The 22,786-nt window shown below is 70.4% G+C and carries 19 protein-coding genes and 2 tRNA genes; 8 read left to right on the forward strand and 13 right to left on the reverse strand.

All coding sequences use genetic code 11. From position 1 onward, the window contains the following. Positions 1-172: 172 nt before the first annotated feature. Together ACQ5BE_RS03170 and ACQ5BE_RS03175 are read right to left on the reverse strand one after the other, a co-directional pair. Entirely contained in the window at positions 173-1,282 is a 1,110-nt protein-coding gene (locus tag ACQ5BE_RS03170) for a branched-chain amino acid aminotransferase (protein ID WP_430295437.1), read from the reverse strand. 181 nt (positions 1,283-1,463) lie between these two features. Continuing rightward, positions 1,464-2,516: a 3-isopropylmalate dehydrogenase gene (locus tag ACQ5BE_RS03175; protein ID WP_430295438.1), complete on the reverse strand. Its 1,053-nt coding sequence runs from the start codon at positions 2,514-2,516 to the stop codon at positions 1,464-1,466. Positions 2,517-3,131: 615 nt separating this feature from the next. Between ACQ5BE_RS03175 and ACQ5BE_RS03180 the strand changes: the two genes are divergently transcribed. Beyond that, a complete protein-coding gene (locus ACQ5BE_RS03180; RefSeq protein WP_430295439.1) occupies positions 3,132-3,722 on the forward strand; it encodes a hypothetical protein in 591 nt (196 codons plus the stop codon). Between the two features lie 193 nt (positions 3,723-3,915). On the opposite strand, the gene ACQ5BE_RS03185 is transcribed toward ACQ5BE_RS03180, so the two are convergent. From ACQ5BE_RS03185 to ACQ5BE_RS03230, 10 genes are all read right to left on the reverse strand, one after another. After that, positions 3,916-4,623 (reverse strand): glycosyltransferase, encoded by a 708-nt coding sequence (locus ACQ5BE_RS03185; RefSeq protein WP_430295440.1) that lies wholly within the window; start codon positions 4,621-4,623, stop codon positions 3,916-3,918. After that, positions 4,620-5,990, reverse strand: a complete 1,371-nt coding sequence (locus ACQ5BE_RS03190; protein WP_430295441.1) for a PIG-L family deacetylase — start codon at positions 5,988-5,990, stop codon at positions 4,620-4,622. The genes ACQ5BE_RS03185 and ACQ5BE_RS03190 overlap by 4 nt, the downstream gene beginning before the upstream one ends. Further along, positions 5,984-7,006: an acyl-CoA dehydrogenase family protein gene (locus tag ACQ5BE_RS03195; RefSeq protein WP_430295442.1), complete on the reverse strand. Its 1,023-nt coding sequence runs from the start codon at positions 7,004-7,006 to the stop codon at positions 5,984-5,986. Before ACQ5BE_RS03195 ends, ACQ5BE_RS03190 begins: the two co-directional genes overlap by 7 nt. Before the next feature lie 73 nt (positions 7,007-7,079). Continuing rightward, entirely contained in the window at positions 7,080-8,639 is a 1,560-nt protein-coding gene (metG, locus tag ACQ5BE_RS03200) for a methionine--tRNA ligase (protein ID WP_430295443.1), read from the reverse strand. A gap of 151 nt (positions 8,640-8,790) precedes the next feature. Further along, complete coding sequence (gene serA / locus ACQ5BE_RS03205) at positions 8,791-10,383, reverse strand: phosphoglycerate dehydrogenase (protein WP_208713008.1); 1,593 nt, start codon at positions 10,381-10,383, stop codon at positions 8,791-8,793. A 128-nt stretch (positions 10,384-10,511) separates the two neighbouring features. After that, positions 10,512-11,537 (reverse strand): ketol-acid reductoisomerase, encoded by a 1,026-nt coding sequence (gene ilvC / locus ACQ5BE_RS03210; RefSeq protein WP_430295444.1) that lies wholly within the window; start codon positions 11,535-11,537, stop codon positions 10,512-10,514. 51 nt (positions 11,538-11,588) lie between these two features. Further along, positions 11,589-12,101, reverse strand: a complete 513-nt coding sequence (ilvN, locus tag ACQ5BE_RS03215; protein WP_208709050.1) for an acetolactate synthase small subunit — start codon at positions 12,099-12,101, stop codon at positions 11,589-11,591. A gap of 3 nt (positions 12,102-12,104) precedes the next feature. Next, on the reverse strand, positions 12,105-13,970 hold the full coding sequence (locus ACQ5BE_RS03220) for an acetolactate synthase large subunit (RefSeq protein WP_430295445.1): 1,866 nt from the start codon (positions 13,968-13,970) through the stop codon (positions 12,105-12,107). A 302-nt stretch (positions 13,971-14,272) separates the two neighbouring features. Further along, on the reverse strand, positions 14,273-16,000 hold the full coding sequence (gene ilvD, locus ACQ5BE_RS03225; RefSeq protein ID WP_430295446.1) for a dihydroxy-acid dehydratase: 1,728 nt from the start codon (positions 15,998-16,000) through the stop codon (positions 14,273-14,275). A 55-nt stretch (positions 16,001-16,055) separates the two neighbouring features. Beyond that, a complete protein-coding gene (locus ACQ5BE_RS03230) occupies positions 16,056-16,997 on the reverse strand; it encodes a LysR family transcriptional regulator (RefSeq protein ID WP_430295447.1) in 942 nt (313 codons plus the stop codon). Positions 16,998-17,102: 105 nt separating this feature from the next. On the opposite strand from ACQ5BE_RS03230, the gene ACQ5BE_RS03235 reads away from it, so the two are divergent. From ACQ5BE_RS03235 to ACQ5BE_RS03245, 3 genes are all read left to right on the forward strand, one after another. Next, entirely contained in the window at positions 17,103-17,579 is a 477-nt protein-coding gene (locus ACQ5BE_RS03235; RefSeq protein ID WP_430295448.1) for a hypothetical protein, read from the forward strand. Positions 17,580-17,693: 114 nt separating this feature from the next. Further along, positions 17,694-17,822 (forward strand): hypothetical protein, encoded by a 129-nt coding sequence (locus tag ACQ5BE_RS03240; RefSeq protein ID WP_255405218.1) that lies wholly within the window; start codon positions 17,694-17,696, stop codon positions 17,820-17,822. 24 nt (positions 17,823-17,846) lie between these two features. After that, positions 17,847-18,635, forward strand: coding sequence for an alpha/beta fold hydrolase (locus tag ACQ5BE_RS03245; RefSeq protein WP_430295449.1), 789 nt, complete (start codon positions 17,847-17,849; stop codon positions 18,633-18,635). On the opposite strand, the gene ACQ5BE_RS03250 is transcribed toward ACQ5BE_RS03245, so the two are convergent. Next, a tRNA-Lys gene (locus tag ACQ5BE_RS03250) sits at positions 18,601-18,673 on the reverse strand. The two genes, ACQ5BE_RS03245 and ACQ5BE_RS03250, sit on opposite strands and share 35 nt — an antisense overlap. A 181-nt stretch (positions 18,674-18,854) precedes the next feature. Here ACQ5BE_RS03250 and bcp point away from each other — a divergent pair. From bcp to ACQ5BE_RS03270, 4 genes are all read left to right on the forward strand, one after another. Beyond that, entirely contained in the window at positions 18,855-19,349 is a 495-nt protein-coding gene (bcp, locus tag ACQ5BE_RS03255) for a thioredoxin-dependent thiol peroxidase (RefSeq protein ID WP_430295450.1), read from the forward strand. Positions 19,350-19,376: 27 nt separating this feature from the next. Beyond that, positions 19,377-19,458 (forward strand) — tRNA-Leu (locus ACQ5BE_RS03260). Between the two features lie 67 nt (positions 19,459-19,525). Next, on the forward strand, positions 19,526-21,184 hold the full coding sequence (locus tag ACQ5BE_RS03265; RefSeq protein ID WP_430295451.1) for an ABC transporter substrate-binding protein: 1,659 nt from the start codon (positions 19,526-19,528) through the stop codon (positions 21,182-21,184). A gap of 95 nt (positions 21,185-21,279) precedes the next feature. Beyond that, on the forward strand, positions 21,280-22,770 hold the full coding sequence (locus ACQ5BE_RS03270; RefSeq protein ID WP_430295452.1) for a malate:quinone oxidoreductase: 1,491 nt from the start codon (positions 21,280-21,282) through the stop codon (positions 22,768-22,770). Positions 22,771-22,786: the final 16 nt, after the last annotated feature.

Here is a 22,786-nt window from a genome sequence, read left to right on the forward strand (position 1 = left end):
CGGATGCGCGTGACATCTGTCACGCTACCAGTCATGCGTGTGACATGAAGCGAATCCTGCACGACTGACGGCCCGGGATAGCGGCCGCCCCGGCCGCCCGCGGCTCCAACGCACGACGGCGCGTCCCCACCCGAGGTGGGGACGCGCCGTCGTGGGCTGGCTGCTTCCGGTGCTAGGCGAGCTGCGTGAGCCAGCCGTGCAGGTCCTCGACCTTGCCGGTCTGGATGCCCAGGAGCTGCTCGCGGATCGACATCGCGACAGAATCCTCCGGCAGCTCCGGCGTCACGAGCGATCCTTCGGCGGTCTTGAGCTCGCCGATCGGGTTGATGACCGCCGCCGTGCCGCACGCGAACACCTCCGCGAGCGTGCCGTCAGCCACGGCCTGGCGCCACTCGGCGATCGTGATCCTGCGCTCCTGGACTGTCAGCCCGCGGTCCGTGGCGAGCTGCAGGATCGAGTCGCGCGTGACGCCATGGAGGATGTTCCCGTTGAGTGCCGGCGTGACGAGCGTGCCGTCGGTGAACAGGAAGAAGATGTTCATGCCCCCGAGCTCCTCGACCGCGTAGTCATCGGTCGGGTCGAGGAAGAGGACCTGCTTGCAGCCGTGCTCCTCGGCCTCGAGCTGGGCCGCGAGCGACGCCGCGTAGTTGCCGCCGCACTTCGCCTCGCCGGTGCCGCCGTGGCCGGCGCGGGCGTACTTCTCGGACAGCCAGATCGAGACCGGCTTGATGTCGCCGAAGTAGTTGCCCGCAGGCGAGGCGATGACGCGGTAGGAGACCTCGTGGGCGGGCCGGACGCCCAGGAAGGCCTCCGTGGCGATCATGAAGGGACGGAGGTAGAGCGACTCACCCTCGTTGGTCGGGACCCAGGCCTTGTCCACCGCGACGAGGCGGCGGAGGGACTCGATGAACACCTCGGGCGGGAGCTCGGGCAGGGCGAGGCGGCGGGCTGAGCGGTTGAAGCGCGCCGCGTTGGCCTCGGGGCGGAACGTCCAGACGGTGCCGTCGGCGTGCCGGTACGCCTTGAGCCCCTCGAAGATCTCCTGGCCGTAGTGGAGGACCGCTGCTGCCGGGTCCATGGCGATCGGCCCGTAGGGCTCGATGCGCGCGTCGTGCCAGCCGCCCTTGCCCTCGGAGTCGACGGTGTAGTCGACGACAGCGGTGTGGTCCGTGAAGTGGTTGCCGAAGCCCGGGTTGGCCAGGACCGCCGCGCGCTCCTGCTCGCTCTTCGGGTTCTCGGAGAGCCGCAGCTCGAATTCAACGCCCAGGGCGTTCTGCGTCATGGTTCCTCCACATCGTGCCGAGGCCGCGGCAGCTCCGCCGCGGTCCCGGGGCCTGTCAGTGCCTCCAAGCTTACGCCTGCGCCACTTGCGCGGGAGCCAGCGGAAAGCTGGCCCGCGCGGCTAGAAGGGGGCGCATGACGGCGGGTGCGTGCGCGCCGTCGTGCGCCCCCGGTGGGACCCGCTAGAGGCGGGCCGCGATCGCGTCGCCGATCTGCGCCGTCGTGCGCGCTTGGCCCGCAACGCGGGACTCGACGTCGCCCTGCACGGCCGCGTGGATGCGCTCGGCGGCCTCCGGCTGACCGATGTGGTCCAGGAGGAGGGCTGCCGAGAGGATCGCTGCGGTCGGGTCGGCCTTCTGCTGCCCCGCGATGTCCGGCGCGGAGCCGTGGACGGGCTCGAACATGCTCGGCGCGGTGCCGTCGAGGTTGATGTTGCCGGACGCGGCGAGGCCGATGCCGCCCGTGACGGCGCCCGCGAGGTCGGTGAGGATGTCGCCGAACAGGTTGTCGGTGACGATGACGTCGAAGCGCGACGGATCCGTGACGAGGAAGATCGTGGCGGCGTCGACGTGGAGGTAGTCGTGCTCGACGCCCGGGAACTCGGCGGCGACGGCCTCGACCGTGCGCTTCCACAGGTGGCCGGCGTGAACCAGGACGTTGTGCTTGTGGACGAGGGTCACCTTCTTGCGGCGGCCCTCGGCGCGGCGGAAGGCATCGCGGACCACACGCTCGACGCCGTAGGCGGTGTTGACGGAGACCTCCGTGGCGATCTCGTGCGGGGTGCCGACCCGGAGCGCGCCGCCGTTGCCCGTGTAGGGGCCCTCTGTGCCCTCGCGGACCACGACGAAGTCCACGTCGCCGGGGTTCGCCAGTGGAGTGGGAACGCCCGCGTAGAGCCTGGAGGGGCGGAGGTTGACGCAGTGGTCGAGGCTGAAGCGAAGCTTGAGGAGGATCTCCCGCTCGAGGATGCCCGAGGGGATGCGCGTGTCTCCGGGCGCCGCCCCGACGGCGCCGAACAGGATCGCGTCGCGGCCGCGGATGTCGTTGAGCGTCTCGTCGGTGAGCGCCTCGCCGGTCTCGAGCCAGTGCTGGGCGCCCAGGCTGTAGCTGGTCTCCTTGACATCGAGACCCGTGCCCTCGAGCGCCTTGTGGAGGACCTTGAGCGCTTCGGCGGTCACTTCGGGGCCGATGCCGTCACCGGGGATCACTGCGAGGTCGAGCTGCGTCTGCGTCATGACGCAAGCGTAACGCCGCCATCCACATGCTGGTCACATCCGTCTCACCAAGCGGACCCCCTCCCCGCCGAGGTCACCCCGTGTAGGCCCGAAGTCACCCCGTGTGCAGCCGAGGTCACCCCGCGTAGGCCCGAGGTCACCCCCTCCACTAGTCCTCCACAAGTCCAGAGATCGCCCCGACTTGTCCACATACCGCTCGGGCAGCAGCCGTCCCGATGCCGGATCGCGTCACACTCCGACCATGGACCTCACACTGAACACGAGCGCTCGCCGACGTCTCGAAGCGCTCGCGAGCACTGCGACGTCGCCGGCACCCATGATCGCCCGCTCCCGGCTCGTCGCTGCGGGCCTTGACGAGCGCGACATCCGAAGCCTCACCGAATCCGGGCAGCTTTCCAGGCTCGTACGCGGAATCTACGCCCCGGAGCTGTCAGGCACACCCGACCCGATGATCGTTCGGATCTGTGCCACAACGCCGCGTCGACAGGTCAGTCGCACGTCTACACCCACACCTCTGCGGCGCTGCTGTGGGGCCTTTCGGTGTGGCGTGCGCGGCCGCTGGTCCACGTCGCCCATGCAGGGAGGCGCGGGAACCGTGGTCCAGCAGACGATGTGGTGCGCCACAACCAGACCATCCCCGAGTCCGAGGTGAGGATCCTAAACGGCATGAGGCTCACATCGCTCGAGCGCACGATCATCGACTGCGCTCGGCTCCTTCCGTTCGAGCCCGGAGTCATCGTCGCCGATTCCGGCCTCGCCCAGGGCGCAGATCAGGATGCGCTCCGGCGTCTCGTCGCAGAGGGCCGCGGAACACGGGGTATCCGACGAGTGCGAGAGGTGCTCGCGGCAGCGGATGGACGGGCGGAGTCACCGGCCGAAACGCGTTTCCGGCTGCTGCTGAACGAGTGGAACCTCCCCGACGCTGAGCTTCAGCTCTGGATCTCCACGACGGGCGGGCGCGAGCGTGTTGACTTCGGCTGGTCGTCGCGGCGGCTCGTGATCGAAGTCCACGGTTACGCAAAGTACTTCGACTACGGTCCGCCCGACGAGAAGATCGCGGCGCAGCAGGCGCGCGAGGCGAGGCTGGTGGCCGCGGGGTGGCGGGTACTGAACATCTATTGGCCAGAACTCGACGATCACGAGACGCTCCGGGCCAAGGTCCGTGCCTTCCTGACGACGCCCCACGCACTCGTTGGTGTCGCGTGAGGTCGCAGCTCCGAAGGATGTCGCGCACGACGGCGCGTGGTCGCCGTCGTGCGCGGAAGGCGTGACCTCGGGGCCACACCCGGTGACCTCGGCGCCACACCCGGTGACGTCGGCGCCACACCCGGTGACGTCGGCACCACACGAGGTGACCTCGGCACCACACCCGGTGACCTCGGCGGCAGACGGGGTGACGTCAGGGCGGCAGGGCGGCCGCGAGGTAGTCAGCGAAGCCGCCAGACGCCCTGCCACGCAGCCGTCCGGAGGTGAGGACTCTGCACGCATCCGTGGCCCGCCACCGCACGCCGTGGGCCTTCGCCGCCTGCACCAGCGCCACGTCCTCACCCGAGTCCTGGCCCGGGAAGCCTCCGAGCGCTTCGTAGACGTCGGCGCGGATGCCGAGGTTCGCCCCGAAGACATGGCGATGCCCGTCCCCGAGACGGTGGGCGTCGAACCATGCCCGCAGTCGGCTGGCCCCGAGGTCGGCGCCGTCCGGCTCCACCGTGCCGATGACAAGGCTCAATCCCTGCTCTGCGAGAGCAAGGTGCTGCAGGAGCCAGTCGGGGGGAACACGGCTGTCGGCATCGGTCGTGGCAACCCACACCTGGTCGGGCGACACGCGGGCCGCGGCGAGCGCCCGGCGCACGCCGATGTCCCTCGCGCCACCCGCGTTCCCGGCATCTGCCTCCACAGCGTGGGTGGAAGGCCACCCTGCGACCACCGCTGCCGAGCCATCCCGGCAGCCGTCCAGCACCACCGTCACCGAGGCCCGCACGTGCGGGCACGCGCCAGCAAGGGCAGCCACCGCGGCGTCTACAGAGGAGAGGCACCGGGGCAGCAGCTCTTCCTCGTCCTTGGCGGGGACCACGACCGCGACCTCGGCGATGGGGTGTGCCCTCTTCACGCGATGCCCTCGCGCTGCGCCACCGACGACGCCGGCGGCTTGGCGAAGACCTCGAGCAGGAAATCCCGCTCCCGGTGCTGCACGAGCGTCTCGATGCCGTCATCGGCGCGGAGCCGCTCATGGACGTCCTCCCCCGTCAGGGGCCACCCGTCGATGGGGCCGAGCCAGTGGCAGGCGACCAGCGCGCCGTCGTCGGTCAGGCTTGCGAGGCAGCGCCGCACGAACTCGTCGAGCTCGGCGTCTCCGAAGTAGTACCCCACCTCGGAGGCAACGATGAGGTCGAAGCGGCCCTCGGGCCACTCCCCGGGCACCGTGAGCCGCTCCCAGCGGATGTTCTGCACTTCTGGGAGACGGGAGGCGGCGTGGTCGAGGGCGATCTGGCTGATGTCGGTCGCGACCACCTCGTCCGCCCGCTCGGCCAGCTCTGCGGTGAGCACTCCGATCGAGCATCCGACTTCAAGGGCCCTCCGGTACCGGCGATCCGGCAGCGCGGAGAGAGTGACGGCCCGCTTCCGCCGCTCGTACCAGCTGGTGGTGAAGTGCCATGGGTCGGGGCTGGAGGCATGGACCGCGTCGAAGGTCGCGCCCGCATGCTCCGGCGGGGAGGCGAAGAACAGCTCGAAGTCCCGCTCGAAGTGGGCCTGCATGCCCGGGCTCAGGAGCGCTTGGTCGCCCGGATGCGCCGAGAGCGGGGAGACCTGGCTCACGTGCGCGGCCATGGCCCGGCCCTTCGCGCGGCGGCCTGCGGCGCCGAGCTCGATCCTCCGCGCCCTGCGCCACGGGATCCCGGGGCTCTCGGGCCCCGCCCAGTGCCACATCCACACCGGGTACTCGAGCAGCAGGACCCCGGCCCCGCACGCGGCCCGGGCCGCGGCCTCGCCGGCGGCGTCGTGGTCGGGGTGCGCGTCCATCCGCCAGGGCGCGGCAAGCACGACGGCGCCGTCCCCACCCGCCGCACCGGCGTCACCGAGAGCCGCGGCGAGAGCGGACTCGAGCGCGGCCCGATGACCAGCAAGCTCACCGTCGGGAAGCCCGAGGCATTCGAGCCGGGCCGCGGGGGCCAGGGCCGCGAGGGCTGCTTCGACCTCCCGCCGACGCACGACGGCGAGTTCCGCACCCGTGACCGTGGGCGATTCCGGATGGGATGCCTCGCCATCTGTCGCCACGATGACATGCACGGCGGCGCCCTGGGCGGACGCCAGCGCGATGAGGCCGCCGGCGCCCAGCGTCTCATCGTCGGGGTGCGCGGCCACGACGATGAGCCGGGAGAGCGGGGCCAGCTCGAGCCGTTCGGCGGCGCGGACCCGCCGCTCGTGCAGCCACACCTCCTCAGGGGTACCGGCGTCCCGATGGGTGAAGGTCACCATGGGGCCTCCCCAGCCGCGAGGAGGGAGCGCCCGAGCGCGGCGGCGTCGCGCTCGGCGTGGTGCTGGCGGAGGTAGAGCCTGAGGTCGGCCACGCGCTGGGCATGGTCGGGGTCGAAGGCCAGCGGCGCCGGGCCGAGCGCGTGGTCGACGATCCCCAGCACCGTCTCAGCTGCCGCAGCCACGGTACCCCGCACGCGCAGCGCGAGCAGCGCGCCCGCGGAGTCTTCGGCCGCGCCGTCGTCCACCGCCGCGGCCGCCGAGGCGAGCGCGGCCCGGGCGCTGCCGAGCGCGAGATCGGCGCTCCCGAGGTGGGCCTGCCCAATCTGGTCCGGCTCACGCTCAGACGCGGCGTCCCAGAGCCTGCGGGCCACTCCCACGGCGCCGCCGTACCAGACGGCGGCGACGCCGATGCCGCCCCAGGCGAAACCGGGGCGGTCGAGGTACCACCCGTCCGCACCCACCGGCTCCGCCGGCACGTCGTCGAATCGGACGGGCCCGCTCGGAATCCCCGGAAGCCCCAGCGCGCGCCATGCGGAGGGCAGGACGTCCACTCCGGGCGAGCCGAGCCGGACGGCGAAGGCCCGCCGGGCGGCCTCTCCCGTGTGGGCCGTGACGACGGCGTGCGTCAGAGCGCCGGCGAGCGAGCACCAGGGCTTGACGCCGTGGAGCCGCCAGCCGTCGGGCGTCTCGCGGGCCTCGAGGCGGACATCCCGGCCCTCCGCGGCGAACACGCCCCACGTGCTTCCGGGCTCAGGATCCCCGAGGCCGGCCTGGCGCAGGATGGCCAGGGCGTCGAGATGGGGCTCCATGACTCGGGCCACCGAGAGCTGCGCGGCACCGAGCACGCTCAGGAGGTCCCACAATTCGGCTGTCCGGCCCTCGCCGGGCGCGGGGGCCAGCTCGCCGAGGGACCGGGCGAGGGCGAGCGCCCTGTCCGGCCAGTCGTCTGTCGCGTCGTGCGCGGCGGCGGCGAGCTGGTCCCGGCCAGCGTCGAGTTGCTGAGCGTGTGGTCCCATAGGAGGAACGTACCCCAGCGGGCTCGCCGGGAATCAGAGGCCTGTGCTGCCCCAGCCTGTGCCGCCCGCCGCCTCAGGCGCCTGTCGGCTCCTCGTAGCGCGGGAAGACCGGCGCCGGGGCGGGCAGCTGCGTGCCGGGCGCGATCGGGGTGCCGAGCGCCGCGAACTGCCGCGCATCGCCCTCGCCCTGCCCGAGCACGTCCAGGAGCTTCCCGGCGGACTCGGGCATGACCGGCTGGACGAGCAGCGCAACCTGCCGGACGACCTCGAGCGTCACGTAGAGGACCGTCGCCATGCGGGCGGGGTCGGTCTTTCGCAGCACCCACGGCGCCTGCTCCGCGAAGTACGCGTTGGTGTCCCCGAGCACGCCCCAGACCGCCTCGAGCGCCCGGGAGAACTCCTGCCGGTCGAAGAAGGCGCGCACCGTGGGCAGCAGGGACCCCGCGGCGTCGAGGATCGTGCGGTCCGCCTGGGTGAACTCCCCCGGCTCGGGCACGACGCCGTCGAGGTTCTTCGCGACCATCGAGAGAGAGCGCTGGGCGAGGTTGCCGAGGTTGTTGGCCAGGTCCGCGTTCATGCGGCCCACGATCGCGTCGTGGCTGTAGCTGCCGTCCGCCCCGTAGGGGACCTCGCGGAGGAAGAAGTAGCGGACGGAGTCGAGCCCGTACTGCCCGATCATGTCCGCGGGCGCCACGACGTTGCCGAGGGACTTGGACATCTTCACGCCGTTGTTCTGCAGGAAGCCGTGGATCATGACGCGCCTGGGCACCTCGAGGCCGGCGCTCATGAGGAACGCGGGCCAGTAGATCGCGTGGAACCGCGAGATGTCCTTGCCGATGATGTGCACGTCCGCGGGCCAGTACTTCGCGAACATCTCCGACTCGGTGTCCGGGTACCCGACGCCGGTGAGGTAGTTGGTCAGGGCGTCCACCCACACGTACATGACATGCGAGTCCGAGCCTGGCACGGGGACACCCCAGTCGAACGAGGTGCGCGAGATGGAGAGGTCCTCCAGGCCGCGCCGCACGAACGAGACCACCTCGTTGAAGCGGTAGTTCGGAGCCCCGAACTCGGGGTGCGACTCGTAGTACGCCAGGAGCCTGTCCTGGTACGCGGACAGGCGGAAGAAGTAGCTCTCCTCGGCCGTCCACGTGAGCTCGGTGTCCGTCTCCTTCGAGTACCGGACGCCATCCCGCTCGACCGTGTCCTCCTCGGTGTAGAAGGCCTCGTCGCGCACGGAGTACCAGCCCTCGTACTTGTCGAGGTAGATGTCGCCGTTGGCCTCCATCCGCTTCCAGATGTCCTGGGCGGCGGCGTAGTGGTCGGAGTCGGTGGTCCGGATGAGCCGGTCGTAGCTCGTGCCGAGGATCTCGTGGACCTCGCGGTACACGTCCGCCTGCCGGTCCACGAACTCCTTCGGGGTGATGCCCTCCTTCTCGGCGGTCTGGGCGATCTTGAGCCCGTGCTCGTCCGTCCCGGTGAGGAAGAAGACGTCGTACCCGTCGAGCCGCTTGAAGCGCGCCATCGCGTCCGCGGAGATGTACTCGTAGGCGTGCCCGATGTGCGGGGCACCGTTCGGGTAGGTGATGGCGGTGGTGATGTAGAAGGGGGTCTTCTCAGCTGCGGACGTCACCCTAAGAAATTACCGGATGCGCCGGCCAACGGCGAAAGGGCTGCCGAAGTGAGGCGAACCCGGGCGCCCCACGCACGACGGCGACCCTCACCGCGCACGGTGAGGGTCGCCGTCGTGCGTGCCCGGCTCAGCGGGCACAGGGTGCGTCCGATCAGTCCTCGACGAGGTCGATCTCGCGCATGACCGTCGCGCCGATCTCGCTCTTGACGGTCTCCAGGACGGTCGTGGGGATCGCCGAGTCGACCGTCAGGAGTGCCATGGCCTGGCCGGAGGCGTCGGCGCGGGCGACCTGCATGCCCGCGATGTTGATGTCGTTCATCCCGAGGATGTGGCCAATGGTGCCGATGACGCCGGGGCGGTCCGAGTAGAACATGACGACGAGGTGCTCTGAGATCGGGATCTCGACGTCGTAGCCGTTGATGCCCACGAGCTTCTGGATCTGCTTCGGCCCGGTGAGCGTGCCCGCCACGGACACCTGTGAGCCGTCCTGAAGGAGCCCGCGGATCGTGAGGACGTTGCGGTAGTCCTCGGCCTCGGTCGTGGTGAGGAGGCGCACCGCCACCCCGCGCTGCTCGGCGAGCACCGGGGCGTTGACGTAGGAGACCTTCTCCGAGACGACGTCGGTGAAGACGCCCTTGAGCGCGGCGAGCTCGAGCGACTTGACGTCGAGGGCGGCGATCTCGCCGGCGACCTCGACCTCGATCTGGGTGACGGAGTCGTGCGCGAGCGCGGTAAAGATGCGGCCGAGCTTCTCGATGAGCGGGATGCCGGGGCGCACGTCCGGGGCGATCACGCCGCCCGCGACGTTGACGGCGTCGGGCACGAGCTCGCCCGCAAGCGCGAGGCGGACGCTCTTCGCGACCGAGACGCCGGCCTTCTCCTGGGCCTCGTCGGTGGAGGCGCCGAGGTGCGGGGTGACCACGACGCTCTCGTGGCCGAAGAACGCCAGGTCGGTGCTCGGCTCCTTGGCGAAGACGTCGATGCCTGCGCCGGCAATCTGGCCGTCCTCGAGCGCCTGGGCGAGCGCCTCCTCGTCGACGAGGCCGCCGCGGGCGACATTGACGACGAATGCCGTCTTCTTCATCTTCGCGAACGCGTCCTTGCCGAGCATGCCCACCGTCTCCGGCGTCTTGGGCATGTGGATCGTGATGAAGTCGCTCTGGGCGAGGAGCTCGTCGAGCGTGACGAGCTTGACGCCGAGCTGGGCGGCGCGGGCGGCCGTCACGTACGGGTCGTAGGCGAGGACCTCCATCTCGAACGCCTGCATGCGCGCGGTGACGAGCGCGCCGATGCGGCCGAGGCCGATCACGCCGAGCTTCTTGTCGAGCAGCTCGGTGCCGGCGTACTTCGAGCGCTTCCACTCGCCGCCCTTGAGCGAGCCGTTGGCTGCCGGGATCTTGCGCGCGAGCGAGAGGATGTGGCCGCAGGTCAGCTCCGCGGCGGAGACGATGTTCGAGGTCGGGGCGTTGACGACCATGACGCCGGCCTGAGTGGCCGCCTTGATGTCGACGTTGTCCAGGCCCACGCCGGCGCGGGCGATGACCTTCAGGCGCTTGGCCGCGGCGATCGCCTCGGCGTCGACCTGCGTCGCGGAACGGACGAGGATCGCGTCGACGTCGGCGATGGCGGGGAGCAGCTGGGCGCGGTCTGCGCCGTCTGTGTGCCGGATCTCGAAGTCCGGGCCGAGGGCGGCGATCGTGGCGGGAGAGAGTTCCTCGGCGAGGAGGACGACGGGCTTCTCGATGGACACTGGGCGGGGCCTCTCCAAGTCGGGCTGGGGGTGGAATGAGGGGAAGGGTGCGGGTCCAGGCGCGTCGGCCTGAGACAGGCGCAGCGGCGGGCGATCTCGCGCCCGCCGCTGCGGTGTGGGGATCAGCGCGCGGCCGAGCCCTCGGTGTAGTCAGCGTCCTGCTGCTTCCAGGCGAAGTGGGAGCGCAGCGCGCGGCCGGTGGCCTCGATCGGGTGGCCGGCCTCCTTCTCGCGGAGCTCGAGGAACTCCTTGGCGCCGTTGTCCTGGTCGTCGATGAAGCGCTTCGCGAAGGCGCCCGACTGGATGTCGGCGAGGACCTCCTTCATCGACTCCTTGACGGCCGGGGAGATCACGCGCGGGCCCGAGACGTAGTCGCCGTACTCGGCGGTGTCCGAGATGCTCCAGCGCTGCTTGGCGATGCCGCCCTCCCACATGAGGTCGACGATCAGCTTGAGCTCGTGGAGGACCTCGAAGTAGGCAATCTCCGGCTGGTAGCCGGCCTCGGTGAGGGTCTCGAAGCCCGCCTGGACGAGGTGGGAGACACCGCCGCAGAGGACGGCCTGCTCGCCGAAGAGGTCCGTCTCGGTCTCCTCGGTGAAGGTGGTCTTGATGACGCCGGCGCGGGTGCCGCCGATGCCCTTCGCGTAGGACTTGGCGAGGTCCCAGGCCTTGCCCGAGGCGTCCTGCTCGACCGCGATGATGTCCGGGATGCCGCGGCCCGCGACGAACTCGCGGCGCACGGTGTGGCCCGGGGCCTTCGGGGCGACGAGGATGACGTCGACGCCGGCCGGCGGCTGGATGTAGCCGAAGCGGATGTTGAAGCCGTGGCCGAAGACGAGGGCGTCGCCCTCCTTGAGGGCTGAGGCGATCTCGTCCGCGTACAGGTGGCGCTGCACCTGGTCGGGGGCGAGGATGACGACGACGTCGGCTTCCTCGGCGGCCTCGCGCGGGGTGAGGACGCGCAGGCCCTCGTCCTCGGCCTTGGCGCGGCTCTTGCTGCCCTCCTGGAGGCCGACGCGGACGTCGACACCCGAGTCGCGCAGGTTGAGTGCGTGGGCGTGGCCCTGGCTGCCGTAGCCGATCACGGCGACCTTGCGGCCCTGGATGATCGAGAGGTCGGCGTCGTCGTCGTAGTACAGCTCTGTCACTTCGTGTCTCCTTGACTTGCTGGTGAGGAAAGGGGTGCCGCTGGGGCGGGTCTAGCTGGCGCGGAGCGCGCGGTCGCTCATGGAGCGCGAGCCGCGGCCGACCGCAAGGGTTCCGGACTGGACGATCTCCCGGATGCCGAAGGGCTCGAGGACGGTCAGCAGCGCGTTGAGCTTCTCCGTGGTGCCCGTCGCCTCGACGACGAGCGAGTCGGTGGAGACGTCCACGACCGAGGCCCGGAAGAGGTCCACGGCCTGCGTGACCTGCAGCCGGGCCGCCGAGTCGGCGCGGACCTTGATGAGGAGGTGGTCGCGCTGCACCGAGTTCTCGGGCAGGAGCTCCACGATCTTGATCACGTTCACGAGCTTGTTCAGCTGCTTGGTGACCTGCTCGAGCAGGTCGCCTTCGGCGTCGACAACGACCGTGATGCGCGAGACGCCGCCCACCTCGGTGGGGCCGACGGCGAGCGAGTGGATGTTGAAGGCCCGGCGGGCGAACAGTCCGGCGACGCGCGTCAGGACGCCGGGCTTGTCCTCGACCAGCACGGACAGGGTGTGGCGGGACATGCCTCAGTCCTCCTCTTCCCAGTCGGGGGTGGAATTGCGGGCGACCTGGATCAGGTCATTGCTGACGCCGGAGGGGACCATCGGCCACACCATCGCGTTCGGGCTCACCACGAAGTCAATCACGACCGGGCGGTCGTTGATCTCGAGCGCCTTCTCGATGACGGCGTCGACCTCCTCGGGCCGCTCGACCCGGAAGGAGGCGCAGCCGTAGGCCTCGCCGAGCTTGACGAAGTCGGGGATCCGCACGGTCTCGTGGCCCGTGTGCAGGTCGGTGTTGGAGTAGCGGCCGTCGTAGAAGAGGGTCTGCCACTGCCGCACCATGCCGAGCGAGGAGTTGTTGATGACCGCGACCTTGATGGGGATGTTGTTCAGGGCGCAGGTGGCGAGCTCCTGGTTGGTCATCTGGAAGCAGCCGTCGCCGTCGATCGCCCAGACCACCCGGTCCGGGTTGCCGACCTTGGCGCCCATGGCGGCGGGGACCGAGTAGCCCATCGTGCCGAGTCCGGCCGAGTTGAGCCACGCGCCCGGACGCTCGTACTTGATGAACTGCGCGGCCCACATCTGGTGCTGGCCGACCCCGGCGACGTACACGCCCTCGGGGCCGGTGAGCTCGCCGATGCGCTTGATGACGTGCTGCGGCGCGAGGAGGCCGTCCTCGGGCTCGGTCCACCCGAGGGGGTAGTCCTGGCGGAGCTTCCGCAGGAACGACCACCACGCCTCGAGGTCCGGCTTCGTCTCCGAGGCGCGGACCGCCTCGGTCAGCTCGGGGACGATCTCCTTGACCGACCCGACGATCGGCACGTCGGCCGAGCGGTTCTTGGAGATCTCGGCCGGGTCGATGTCCGCATGGATGACCTTCGCGTTGGGCGCGAAGGAGCTCAGGACGCCCGTGACGCGGTCGTCGAAGCGCGCGCCGAGCGTGATGAGGAGGTCCGCCTGCTGGAGCGCGGTCACGGCCGCGACGCCGCCGTGCATGCCGGGCATGCCGACGTGCTGCGGGTGCGAGTCCGGGAAGGCTCCGCGCGCGGTGAGGGTGGTGACGACCGGGGCGCCGGTCGCCTCGGCCAGGGCCAGCAGCTCCTTCGAGGCGTGGGCCTTGATGACGCCGCCGCCCACGTAGAGGACGGGCTTGGACGACGCCGCGATGAGCTTCGCGGCCTCGCGCACCTGCTTGCTGTGGCCGCGCGTGACGGGGCGGTAGCCGGGGAGGTCGACCTTGGGCGGCCAGCTGAACATGGTCTTGGCCTGCTGGGCGTCCTTCGTGATGTCCACGAGGACCGGGCCGGGGCGGCCCGTCGAGGCGAGGTGGAACGCCTCGGCGAGCGTGCGCGGGATGTCCTCGGCCTTGGTGACCAGGAAGGAGTGCTTCGTGATGGGCATGGTGATGCCCACGATGTCCGCTTCCTGGAAGGCGTCCGAGCCGATGACCGAGCTCGAGACCTGGCCGGTGATTGCGACGAGGGGGACGGAGTCCATGTGCGCGTCGGCGATCGCGGTCACCAGATTGGTGGCTCCCGGACCCGACGTCGCGATGCAGACTCCCACACGGCCGGTGACCATGGCATACCCCTGGGCAGCGTGGCCTGCGCCCTGCTCGTGGCGCACCAGCACGTGGTTGATCTTCGAAGCCATCAGAGGGTCGTAGGTCGGCAGGATCGCGCCGCCCGGGAGACCAAAGACATCGTCCACGCCCAGTTCCTCGAGCGAGCGGACAATTGCTTCAGATCCAGTCATCTCTGTGGGCTCAACGACGCGGTTGGGCCCCAGGACGGCAGAGGCACTGTCAACGGTGTCGACAGCATCCGCGGCCTTGGCCGGGGACGGCTTCGAAGCCATCAGCGATGGGCTGATCGGCGTTCCTTTGCTCATCAGTCTCTTCCTTAGGATCTTCGTGGCGAAGGTGCTGTGTTCGAGCCGGTGCCGTGCTCAAACAAAAACAACCCCTCGGCCAGTCGGCCTTTCGAGGGGTTGCGCGTGACAGATCGTGCCAGGACGGGCTCAGTGAGCCACGCGCTTGGCAACGACGACGACATCGAGCACCGTGTCGGCGGGGACGATCTGCATGCCCACAGTCTCCCGGCTCGGCTTCGCGGGTGTCAATTTGGGCATCTGCCGTCTCACCATGTGGAATCGGTTCCACTCACTGAGACGCGGCCGGTGCCGGCTGGCCCTCACCCCACGACGGCGCCCTCGCTCGCCGAGTGCACGAGCTTGGCGTACTTGGCGAGGACGCCCCTGGTGAAGCGCGCGGGGAGGGGCTCCCATCCCTCACGGCGGCGCGCGAGCTCCGCGTCGTCGACGAGCAGGTCGAGCGTCCTCGCGGGGATGTCGACCCGGATGCGGTCGCCGTCGCGCACGAAGGCGACCGGGCCGCCGTCGACCGCCTCCGGGGCGACGTGCCCGATGCACAGGCCGGTGGTGCCGCCCGAGAACCGCCCGTCGGTCAGGAGCAGGACGTCCTTCCCGAGGCCCGCACCCTTGATCGCCCCCGTGATGGCGAGCATCTCGCGCATTCCCGGGCCGCCCTTGGGGCCCTCGTAGCGGATGACGACGACGTCCCCCGCCGCGATCAGGCCGGCGTCGAGCGCGTCCAGGGCGCCCTGCTCGCGCTCGAAGACCCGCGCCGTGCCCTCGAAGACCTCGGCGTCGAATCCCGCGGTCTTCACGACGGCGCCGTCGGGCGCGAGCGAGCCGTGGAGGATCGAGATGCCGCCGGTGGCGTGGATCGGGTTGTCGAGGGCGCGCACGATCTTCCCGTCGAGGTCCGGCGGGGCGATCTCGGCGAGGTTCTCCGCGACGGTCCTCCCCGTGACGGTGAGCGCGTCCCCGTGCAGGAGCCCGGCGTCCAGCAGGGCCCGCATGACGACGGGCACTCCCCCGACCCGGTCGACGTCGTTCATGACGTAGCGTCCGAACGGCTTGAGGTCGCCGAGGTGCGGCACCCGGTCGCCGACCCGGTTGAAGTCCTCGAGGCGCAGTTCCACCTCGGCCTCGCGGGCGATCGCGAGCAGGTGGAGGACGGCGTTCGTCGACCCGCCGAAGGCCATGACGACCGAGATCGCGTTCTCGAAGGCCTCGCGCGTGAGGATGTCCCGCGCGGTGATGCCCTGCCGCAGGAGGTTCACGACCGCCTCGCCCGAGCGGTGCGCGAACATGTCGCGGCGGCGGTCGGCCGACGGCGGGGCCGCGGAGCCGGGGAGGGACATCCCGAGCGCCTCGGCCGCACTGGCCATGGTGTTCGCGGTGTACATCCCGCCGCAGGCGCCCTCGCCGGGACAGATGGCCCGCTCGATGCGGTCGAGGTCCCCTGCGGACATCTTGCCCGCCGCGCACGCGCCGACGGCCTCGAACGCGTCGATGAGGGTGACGTCCTTCTCCGTACCGTCCTCGAGCTTGACCCATCCGGGCATGATCGACCCGGCGTAGAGGAAGACGCTCGAGACGTCGAGGCGGGCAGCGGCCATGAGCATGCCGGGGAGCGACTTGTCGCAGCCGGCAAGGAGCACCTGCCCGTCGATCCGCTCGGCCTGCATGACCGTCTCGACGGAGTCGGCGATGATCTCGCGGGACACGAGTGAGAAGTGCATGCCCTCGTGGCCCATGGAGATGCCGTCGGAGACGGAGATCGTGCCGAACTGCATGGGGAAGCCGCCCGCGGCGTGGACGCCCTCCTTGGCGGCCTTCGCGAGGCGGTCGAGCGAGAGGTTGCACGGGGTGATCTCGTTCCACGAGCTCGCGATGCCGACCTGCGGCTTCTCGAAGTCCTCGTCCCCGAACCCCACCGCGCGCAGCATGCCCCGGGAGGGGGCGGCGTGGATGCCGTCCGTGACGGCCCGGCTGCGCGGCTTGACGTCGACGTCGCGCGGGGATGCTGCCTGGACTCCGCTCAGATCAGTCATGGCGCACAGTCTAGGACCGCCTCCGGCGCTCCGTGGAGGTGTCCGTGCGGCTTTCTCAGGCGCCGCCCGCCTCAGGTGCCGCCGCGCCGTCGTGCTCGGCGATGGTCCGCGCCTCGGCGTGGACCATGTCCATGACGGACCGGACCGTCGGCCGCGCGGCGACTTCGGCCCGCGCGATCAGGACGATGCTCCGCCGGGCGTGGACCCCGTCCAGGGGGCGCAGTACGAGACCTCGGCGGAGCGAGGCGCGGGCCGTGAACCGCGGCAGGAGGCTCAGCCCGTGGCCGCCGACCACGAGGGCCTCCATGACACGGAGGTCGGGCATGAGCTGCGCGCGCTCCACCGTCCGCCCGGCCTGGAGCTCGATCTGCCGCAGCACCGTGTCGAACGGGAAGCCGGCCGGGACCCCGATCCAGGGCTCGCCCGCGACGTCGGACGGTCCGAGCGAGGGCTTCGCCGCCAGCCGGTGGTGGGTCGGGAGCGCGACGTCGAGGGGCTCCTCGAGCAGGGGCTCGACGACGAGTCCCGGCCGGGCGAAGTCGGCCGGGCCGTTGACCGAGTGGCCGAGGACGAGGTCGGAGTCCGCGGCGAGGTCGACGAAGCCCTGCGCCTTCGGGTCCTCGAGCCGTGCCCGGATGCGCAGGCCTTGGACCGCCCCGGCCCGGTCCAGGAGCCCGGGCAGGATCATCTCGGCAGCGCTCGGGAAGAAGACGGCGCTCACGGTGCTCTGCCTGCCGCCGCGGTAGCCCTCGGCCGTGGCCTCGGCCCGCGCCATCGCCACCGCGACGTCCGCGGCAGCGGCAGAGAGGGCGGCCCCTGCCTCGGTGAGCCGCACCCCGCGGCCCTCCTTCTCCAGCAGGACGACGCCGAGCTCCTCCTGGAACGTCTTGAGCTGCTGGGAGACGGCCGACGGCGTGATCCCCAGTGCCTCGGCTGTCGCGCCGACGGTCCGGCGGTCGGCGAGTTCGCGCAGGAGCAGGAGTCGGCGAAGGTCCATCCGCACAGGGTAGACGCATGGAGCGCCCAGGGAACGGCACCCGGGTCGCACCTGCGCCGGCGGGCCCGACGTCCGTAGACTGGGGGGCGTGAGAGGAGCCACGTGGTGAGCACTGCCCCGAACGAGCCGTCCGGCCTGCCGGACGATGACTCCGACGACACGCTGAAGGCCGCCCTGCACCGCGTCTTCGACGGGGCGATCCCGAACTACGGCGACTACAACCTCGTGTGCGCCACGGAGTGCGGCGGGACCATCACGGATTCCCTGCCGCATAGGCCCCTCGCCCGCGGGCTCGTCATCGGCTACCGGCGCCGCCCCGCGGAGATCGTGGTCGCGCCGTTCGACCGGGCGAGCCTCGCACCGGCGGGACGCCCGCTCACCGCCGACCTCACGAACCTCGCGTATGTGGCCGAGGGCGCCCACGGCACGTTCGACATCTCGACCAGCACGGGGAGGATCGTGACCTTCACCCTGCGCGACACGTGCAGCCTCGTGTGGGGCGACGCCGTCTCGGGCAGTCTCTACCAGGAGGACGATGCCGCGGACTTCGCGGCGTTCCTGAGGGATCTCGCGGCCCTCTAGGGTACCTTGGACGCCCCAGACGAGACATGGGCCCTCGGATACTGGACGCGGCGGGCGACCAGTCGTTCAATGAGCTATCCGCCCGGAGGAGGCGGGATCGCGTGGGAGGCTGCCATGGACTGGGTTCTCATCGGGACCTCAGGCATCATCGCCCTGGTTCTTGCCGTATGGACGGTCGTCCGCGAGGACGTCTCCGTCACTGGCCGTGGCCGGCACCGTCGGCGCCACCCCGCCCAGGCCTGAACCGCGCCCCATAGCGTCCCGGCTGTGAATCCGAGTCCCCGGAGCGCCGTGCTGGTGCATGGCATGTGGGGATGCCCGGCCGACTGGCACTGGGTCCGCGAACTCCTCGAAGCCCGCCGTGTCGAGGTAGTCGTCCCGGACCTGCCGTCCCACCGTCTGGCCGGCGCTGGGCTCCTCGACGACGCCGAGGCGGTGCGTGAGGCCATCCGCACGGCAGGCAGCCACGGCCCCGCGGTCGCCGTGGGCTGGTCTTACGGCTGCGACGCGGTCTCGATCGCAGCCGACGGCGAGGCCGTCGCCCGACTCGTCCTCGTCTCGTCGGTCCCCCAGGCCATCCACCTCCAGCCGCGCGACGGGACGCTCTTCGACGGCAGCCCGGACTACCTCTGGGACGAGGCCGGCCGGTTCGTCCCACGGGGCGGGTGGTGGCATGAGGAGGGAACAGGGTTCTCTGCCGAGGTCCGCGCGCACTTCGACGCGAATCCCCGCCGGCCCGTGACGCGACGGACGCTCTCGGACCCCGTTCCCGCGGCCGCGTGGACGCGCATTCCGACCACGGTGCTGCTGGGACGGCGCGATGCCTTCAACGGCGAGCAGCCCTGGGTTCGGGCGAGGGAGCGTGTCTCGGACGTGCGGGTCCTCGACTGCGACCACTTCGTCCCGTTCACCCTGCCTGGACTCGTGGCGGACGTGATCCTCGAAGGAGTCGGCGGCGGACCCCGGGGAACAGAAAAGCCCCTTCCCGATCCGCACGCGGCGGAAGGGGAAGGGGCTGATGTGCGCCCCCCGGGACTCGAACCCGGAACCCATTGATTAAGAGTCAATTGCTCTGCCAGTTGAGCTAGAGGCGCTGGCCTGCTGCGTTCACAGCGACCGGCTTCCCGGTCGCTTTCGGCCCGTCTCCGTGCCCCGCAACGACATGAAACTCTACACGAGCCCCGGGGAAAAGCGAAATCGAAAACCGGACGAAAACGGGTGAGCCGCGTCACCCCCCTGGGGCGTGCTCCGACAGCCGCCGAGTAGGCTGTCCCGGTGATCAGCTCCTCACCCGAAATCCGCCTCGCAGCCGGCGACCCCGCCCCCGCCTTCTCCCTCCCCGACTCGGCGGGAGGCACGACGTCGCTCGCGGACTTCGCGGGCCGGCGCACGGTGCTCTACTTCTTCCCCCAGGTCGACACGCCGGCGTGCACGCAGCAGGCGTGCGACTTCCGCGACAGCCTCGCAGGCCTCGCCGCGGCGGGCCTCGCCGTCGTCGGGGTCTCGCCCGACCCTGCCGACGCCGTCCGCCGCTTCGCGGCGAAGTACGGGCTCGGCTTCCCCCTCCTCGCGGACACCGACCACCGGGTCGCAGAGGCCTACGGCACGTGGGGCGAGAAGCGCAACTACGGGCGCGTCTACCAGGGCCTCATCCGCAGCACGTTCGTGATCGGTGCTGACGGGCAGATCGAGGCGGCCCAGTACAACGTGCGCGCCAAGGGCCACGTCGCCAAGCTCCACCGGGATCTGAAGATCAGCCCGGTAGACTGACGCAGTGCCCCGCCGCGGCGGGGCCCCGCGCGAGTGGTGGAATTGGCAGACACGCAGGATTTAGGTTCCTGTGTCTTCGGACGTGAGGGTTCAAGTCCCTCCTCGCGCACTCACACGTGGCATCCCGAGGGCTGGACCCGGGCCGAGAACGGGGGCGGGCGCAGGAAAGGCGGACAGTGGCAGGGAGCATCTCACGAAGGAGCGTCCTCGCGGGCGCGGCAGCTGCCGTGGTCCTCGCGGGCTGCACCCCCAGCCCCTCGCCCGACCCCTCCCCGAGCGCGACGCCGACCGCAGCCGAGCCCCAGGCGACGTTCACGTTCGCGGTGCCGTCGCCGCCGTCGTCGCTCGATCCCGCGGTGACCTCCGATCTCGAGTCGTGGCGGATCGCACGCCAGGTCCTCGAAGGGCTCGTCGCCGCGGATCCGACGACCTCGGAGCCCTCCCCCGCGCTCGCGACGTCGTGGCAGGAGAGCAGCGACCGCATGTCGTACACGTTCACCCTGCGGGAAGGGGTGACATTCCACGACGGGACCGCCTTCGATGCAGCCGCCGTCAAGGCCAACTTCGACCGCTGGTTCGCCTTCACCCCGGAGTTCAGGGCGGCGAACCCGACCATGGGGTTCACCCACGTGTTCAAGGCCCACGCGGACCAGGGGTCCCTCTCGGTCTTCAAGGCCTGCACCGTCCTGTCCCCGTCGCAGGTCCGGATCGACCTCACCCGTCCGTTCACGGCACTCCTCCGGGCCCTGACCACCCCGGCCTTCGCGATCTCCTCGCCTGCGGCCCTCGCCGCCGGGACAGCCGACACCCTCGACCAGACCGCCTCGTTCGGCCGCCTCTCGCGCTACGGCCAGCACCCGGTGGGCACCGGGCCGTTCTCGTTCACCGCGCAGGCGCCGGACCGGGTCGAACTCGCGAGCTATCCGAAGTACTGGGGCGAGCGGGGACAGATCGCCAAGCTGACCCTCGCGGTCTACGACACTGCGCAGAGCCGCGTCCAGGCCCTCCTGGCCGGCCGGATCGATGGCTTCGACCCCCTCACGGTGGACGCCGTCGAGCCGCTCGTGCGCGCGGGCTTCCCCATTGCACGGCGCGACCCGTTCTCCGTCTTCTACCTCGGGATGAACCAGGCGGTCGGGCCGCTGCAGCAGGAGAAGGTCCGCCAGGCCATCGCCATGGCGATCAACAAGGACGCGGTGATCCGGCGGTTCTTCCTCGAGGACACCTCCTCGGCCGGGCAGTTCATCCCGCCGCGCCTCGCCGGCTTCAACAGCTCTGCGAACTTCCCCGGCTACGACCCGGAGCGGGCCAAGCGGCTCCTCGCGGAGGCCGGCTACAAGGGCGAGGAGCTCGCCTTCGCCTACCCCCTCGACACCAGCCGGTCGTACATGCCCTCCCCGGCCAAGATCTACGCCGAGATCAGCGCCCAGCTCACGACGGTCGGGCTCGCCATCAAGCCCGTCCCGATCCAGTGGTCCGAGGGCTACCTCCAACGGGTCACGACCGCAGGCGACCACGCCCTCCACCTGCTCGGGATCAACGGCGGCTATGCCGACCCGGACGGCTTCCTCTCGGCACTGTTCGGGGCGAAGACCGGCGAGTTCGGCTATTTCGACGCCCAGCTCTTCAGCAAGATCGACCGCGCCCGGGAGCTCCCCGAGGGCAAGGACCGCACCGACGCGTACCAGAGCATCAACGCCCAGCTCGCGGGGACGGCGCCCGCGGTCCCGATCGCGTACCCGATCTCCGGAGTGGCGACGTCGCCGCGCGTCGAGAGCTACCCGACATCTCCCGTCCTCGCGGAGACGTTCAACCGCGTGCGGCTGAAAAAGTAGGCCGACGGGTCTTGACTAAGGCACACCGAAGGATTTAGCGAACAGCGCGGACGAGGGATATTCTGCCTCTGGTCCATTTGCGCAGGGAGACATCCGTGACCTTCATTTCCACCACCCGATCTGCCGACGTCGTTCTGATCGGCGGAGGCATCATGAGCGCCACCCTCGGCGCTTTCCTCAAGAAGCTGGAACCGAGCTGGAGCATTGTGCTCTTCGAGCGCCTCGACGAGGTGGGGCTCGAGAGCTCGGGTCCCTGGAACAACGCCGGCACTGGCCACGCGGCCTACTGCGAGCTCAACTACACGCCGCAGGCCAAGGACGGCTCCGTCAACCCGGCGAAGGCGCTCAGCATCAACGAGGGCTACCAGCTGTCGCGGCAGTTCTGGTCCCATCTGGTAGACGACGGCAGCATCGGCGATCCGTCGTCCTTCATCCACACCGTGCCCCACATGAGCTTCGTCATCGGAGATGCGCACTCGGACTTCCTGCGCACCCGCTACGAGGCCCTGAGCAAGCACACGCTCTTCTCGTCCATGCAGTACAGCGAGGACCCGGCGACCATCGCCGAGTGGGCCCCGCTGGTCATGAACGGCCGAGGCGAGGGCCGCGTCGCTGCGACCCGCGTCCCGGAGGGCACCGACGTCGACTTCGGGCGGCTCAGCCGCGAACTCGTGACGTTCCTCGAGAACAGCGGAGTCGAGGTCAACTACGGCACCGACGTCACCAACCTCGAGCGTTCCCGCGGCGGGTGGAGCGTGGCGACCAAGCACCTCGCCTCGGGCGAGCGCGGCGGGATCCACGCGAAGTTCGTGTTCGTGGGCGCCGGCGGGGGCGCCCTGCACCTCCTGCAGTCCTCAGGGATCCCGGAGAGCAAAGGCTACGGCGGCTTCCCGGTCTCGGGCCAGTTCCTGCGCAGCACCGACGAGGGCGTCGCACTCCAGCACAACGCCAAGGTCTACGGGCAGGCGTCCGTCGGCGCGCCGCCCATGTCCGTCCCGCACCTCGACACGCGCTACGTCAACGGCCAGCGCTCGCTGCTGTTCGGCCCGTACGCCGGGTTCTCGACGAACTTCCTGAAGAACGGCTCGCTCTGGGACCTGCCGCTGTCCATCCGGCCCAGCAACATCATCCCGATGCTCGCGGTGGCCAAGGACAACATGGACCTCACGGCCTACCTGGTCAAGGAAGTCGCCAAGAGCCGCGAGTCCAAGATCGGCGCGCTGCGGGAGTACTTCCCGGAGGCGTCGTCCGAGGGCTGGGAGCTGATCACGGCAGGCCAGCGCGTCCAGATCATCAAGAAGGACTCCGCCAAGGGCGGCGTGCTCCAGTTCGGCACCGAGGTGATCACCGCGCGGGACGGCTCCATCGGCGCCCTGCTCGGCGCCTCCCCGGGCGCCTCGACCGCCGTGCCGATCATGCTCGAGCTCATGCAGCGCTGCTTCCCGAAGAGCTTCAAGGGCTGGGAGCCCAAGATGCGCGAGATGATGCCCGGCTACGGCGTCAAGCTCGACGAGCACCCCGAGCTCGCAGCGGAGGTCGCGGCCAGCACCGCTGCCGCGCTGCAGCTCGCGGCGCCCGCCAAGTAGCCTCGGCCGACGGCCC

This window comes from Sinomonas sp. B1-1 (genome assembly GCF_050474465.1).
GTDB lineage: Bacteria > Actinomycetota > Actinomycetes > Actinomycetales > Micrococcaceae > Sinomonas > Sinomonas flava.

What these genes read in the sequence shown, in the direction of transcription:
- ACQ5BE_RS03170 (WP_430295437.1), bottom strand. Translation starts at nt 1,282, where the DNA reads ATGACGCAGAACGCCCTGGGCGTTGAATTCGAGCTGCGGCTCTCCGAG.
- ACQ5BE_RS03175 (WP_430295438.1), bottom strand. Translation starts at nt 2,516, where the DNA reads ATGACGCAGACGCAGCTCGACCTCGCAGTGATCCCCGGTGACGGCATC.
- ACQ5BE_RS03190 (WP_430295441.1), bottom strand. Translation starts at nt 5,990, where the DNA reads ATGGTGACCTTCACCCATCGGGACGCCGGTACCCCTGAGGAGGTGTGG.
- ACQ5BE_RS03195 (WP_430295442.1), bottom strand. Translation starts at nt 7,006, where the DNA reads ATGGGACCACACGCTCAGCAACTCGACGCTGGCCGGGACCAGCTCGCC.
- ilvN (WP_208709050.1), bottom strand. Translation starts at nt 12,101, where the DNA reads ATGTCCCGCCACACCCTGTCCGTGCTGGTCGAGGACAAGCCCGGCGTC.
- ACQ5BE_RS03220 (WP_430295445.1), bottom strand. Translation starts at nt 13,970, where the DNA reads ATGAGCAAAGGAACGCCGATCAGCCCATCGCTGATGGCTTCGAAGCCG.
- ilvD (WP_430295446.1), bottom strand. Translation starts at nt 16,000, where the DNA reads ATGACTGATCTGAGCGGAGTCCAGGCAGCATCCCCGCGCGACGTCGAC.
- ACQ5BE_RS03230 (WP_430295447.1), bottom strand. Translation starts at nt 16,997, where the DNA reads ATGGACCTTCGCCGACTCCTGCTCCTGCGCGAACTCGCCGACCGCCGG.
- ACQ5BE_RS03240 (WP_255405218.1), top strand. Translation starts at nt 17,694, where the DNA reads ATGGACTGGGTTCTCATCGGGACCTCAGGCATCATCGCCCTGGTTCTT.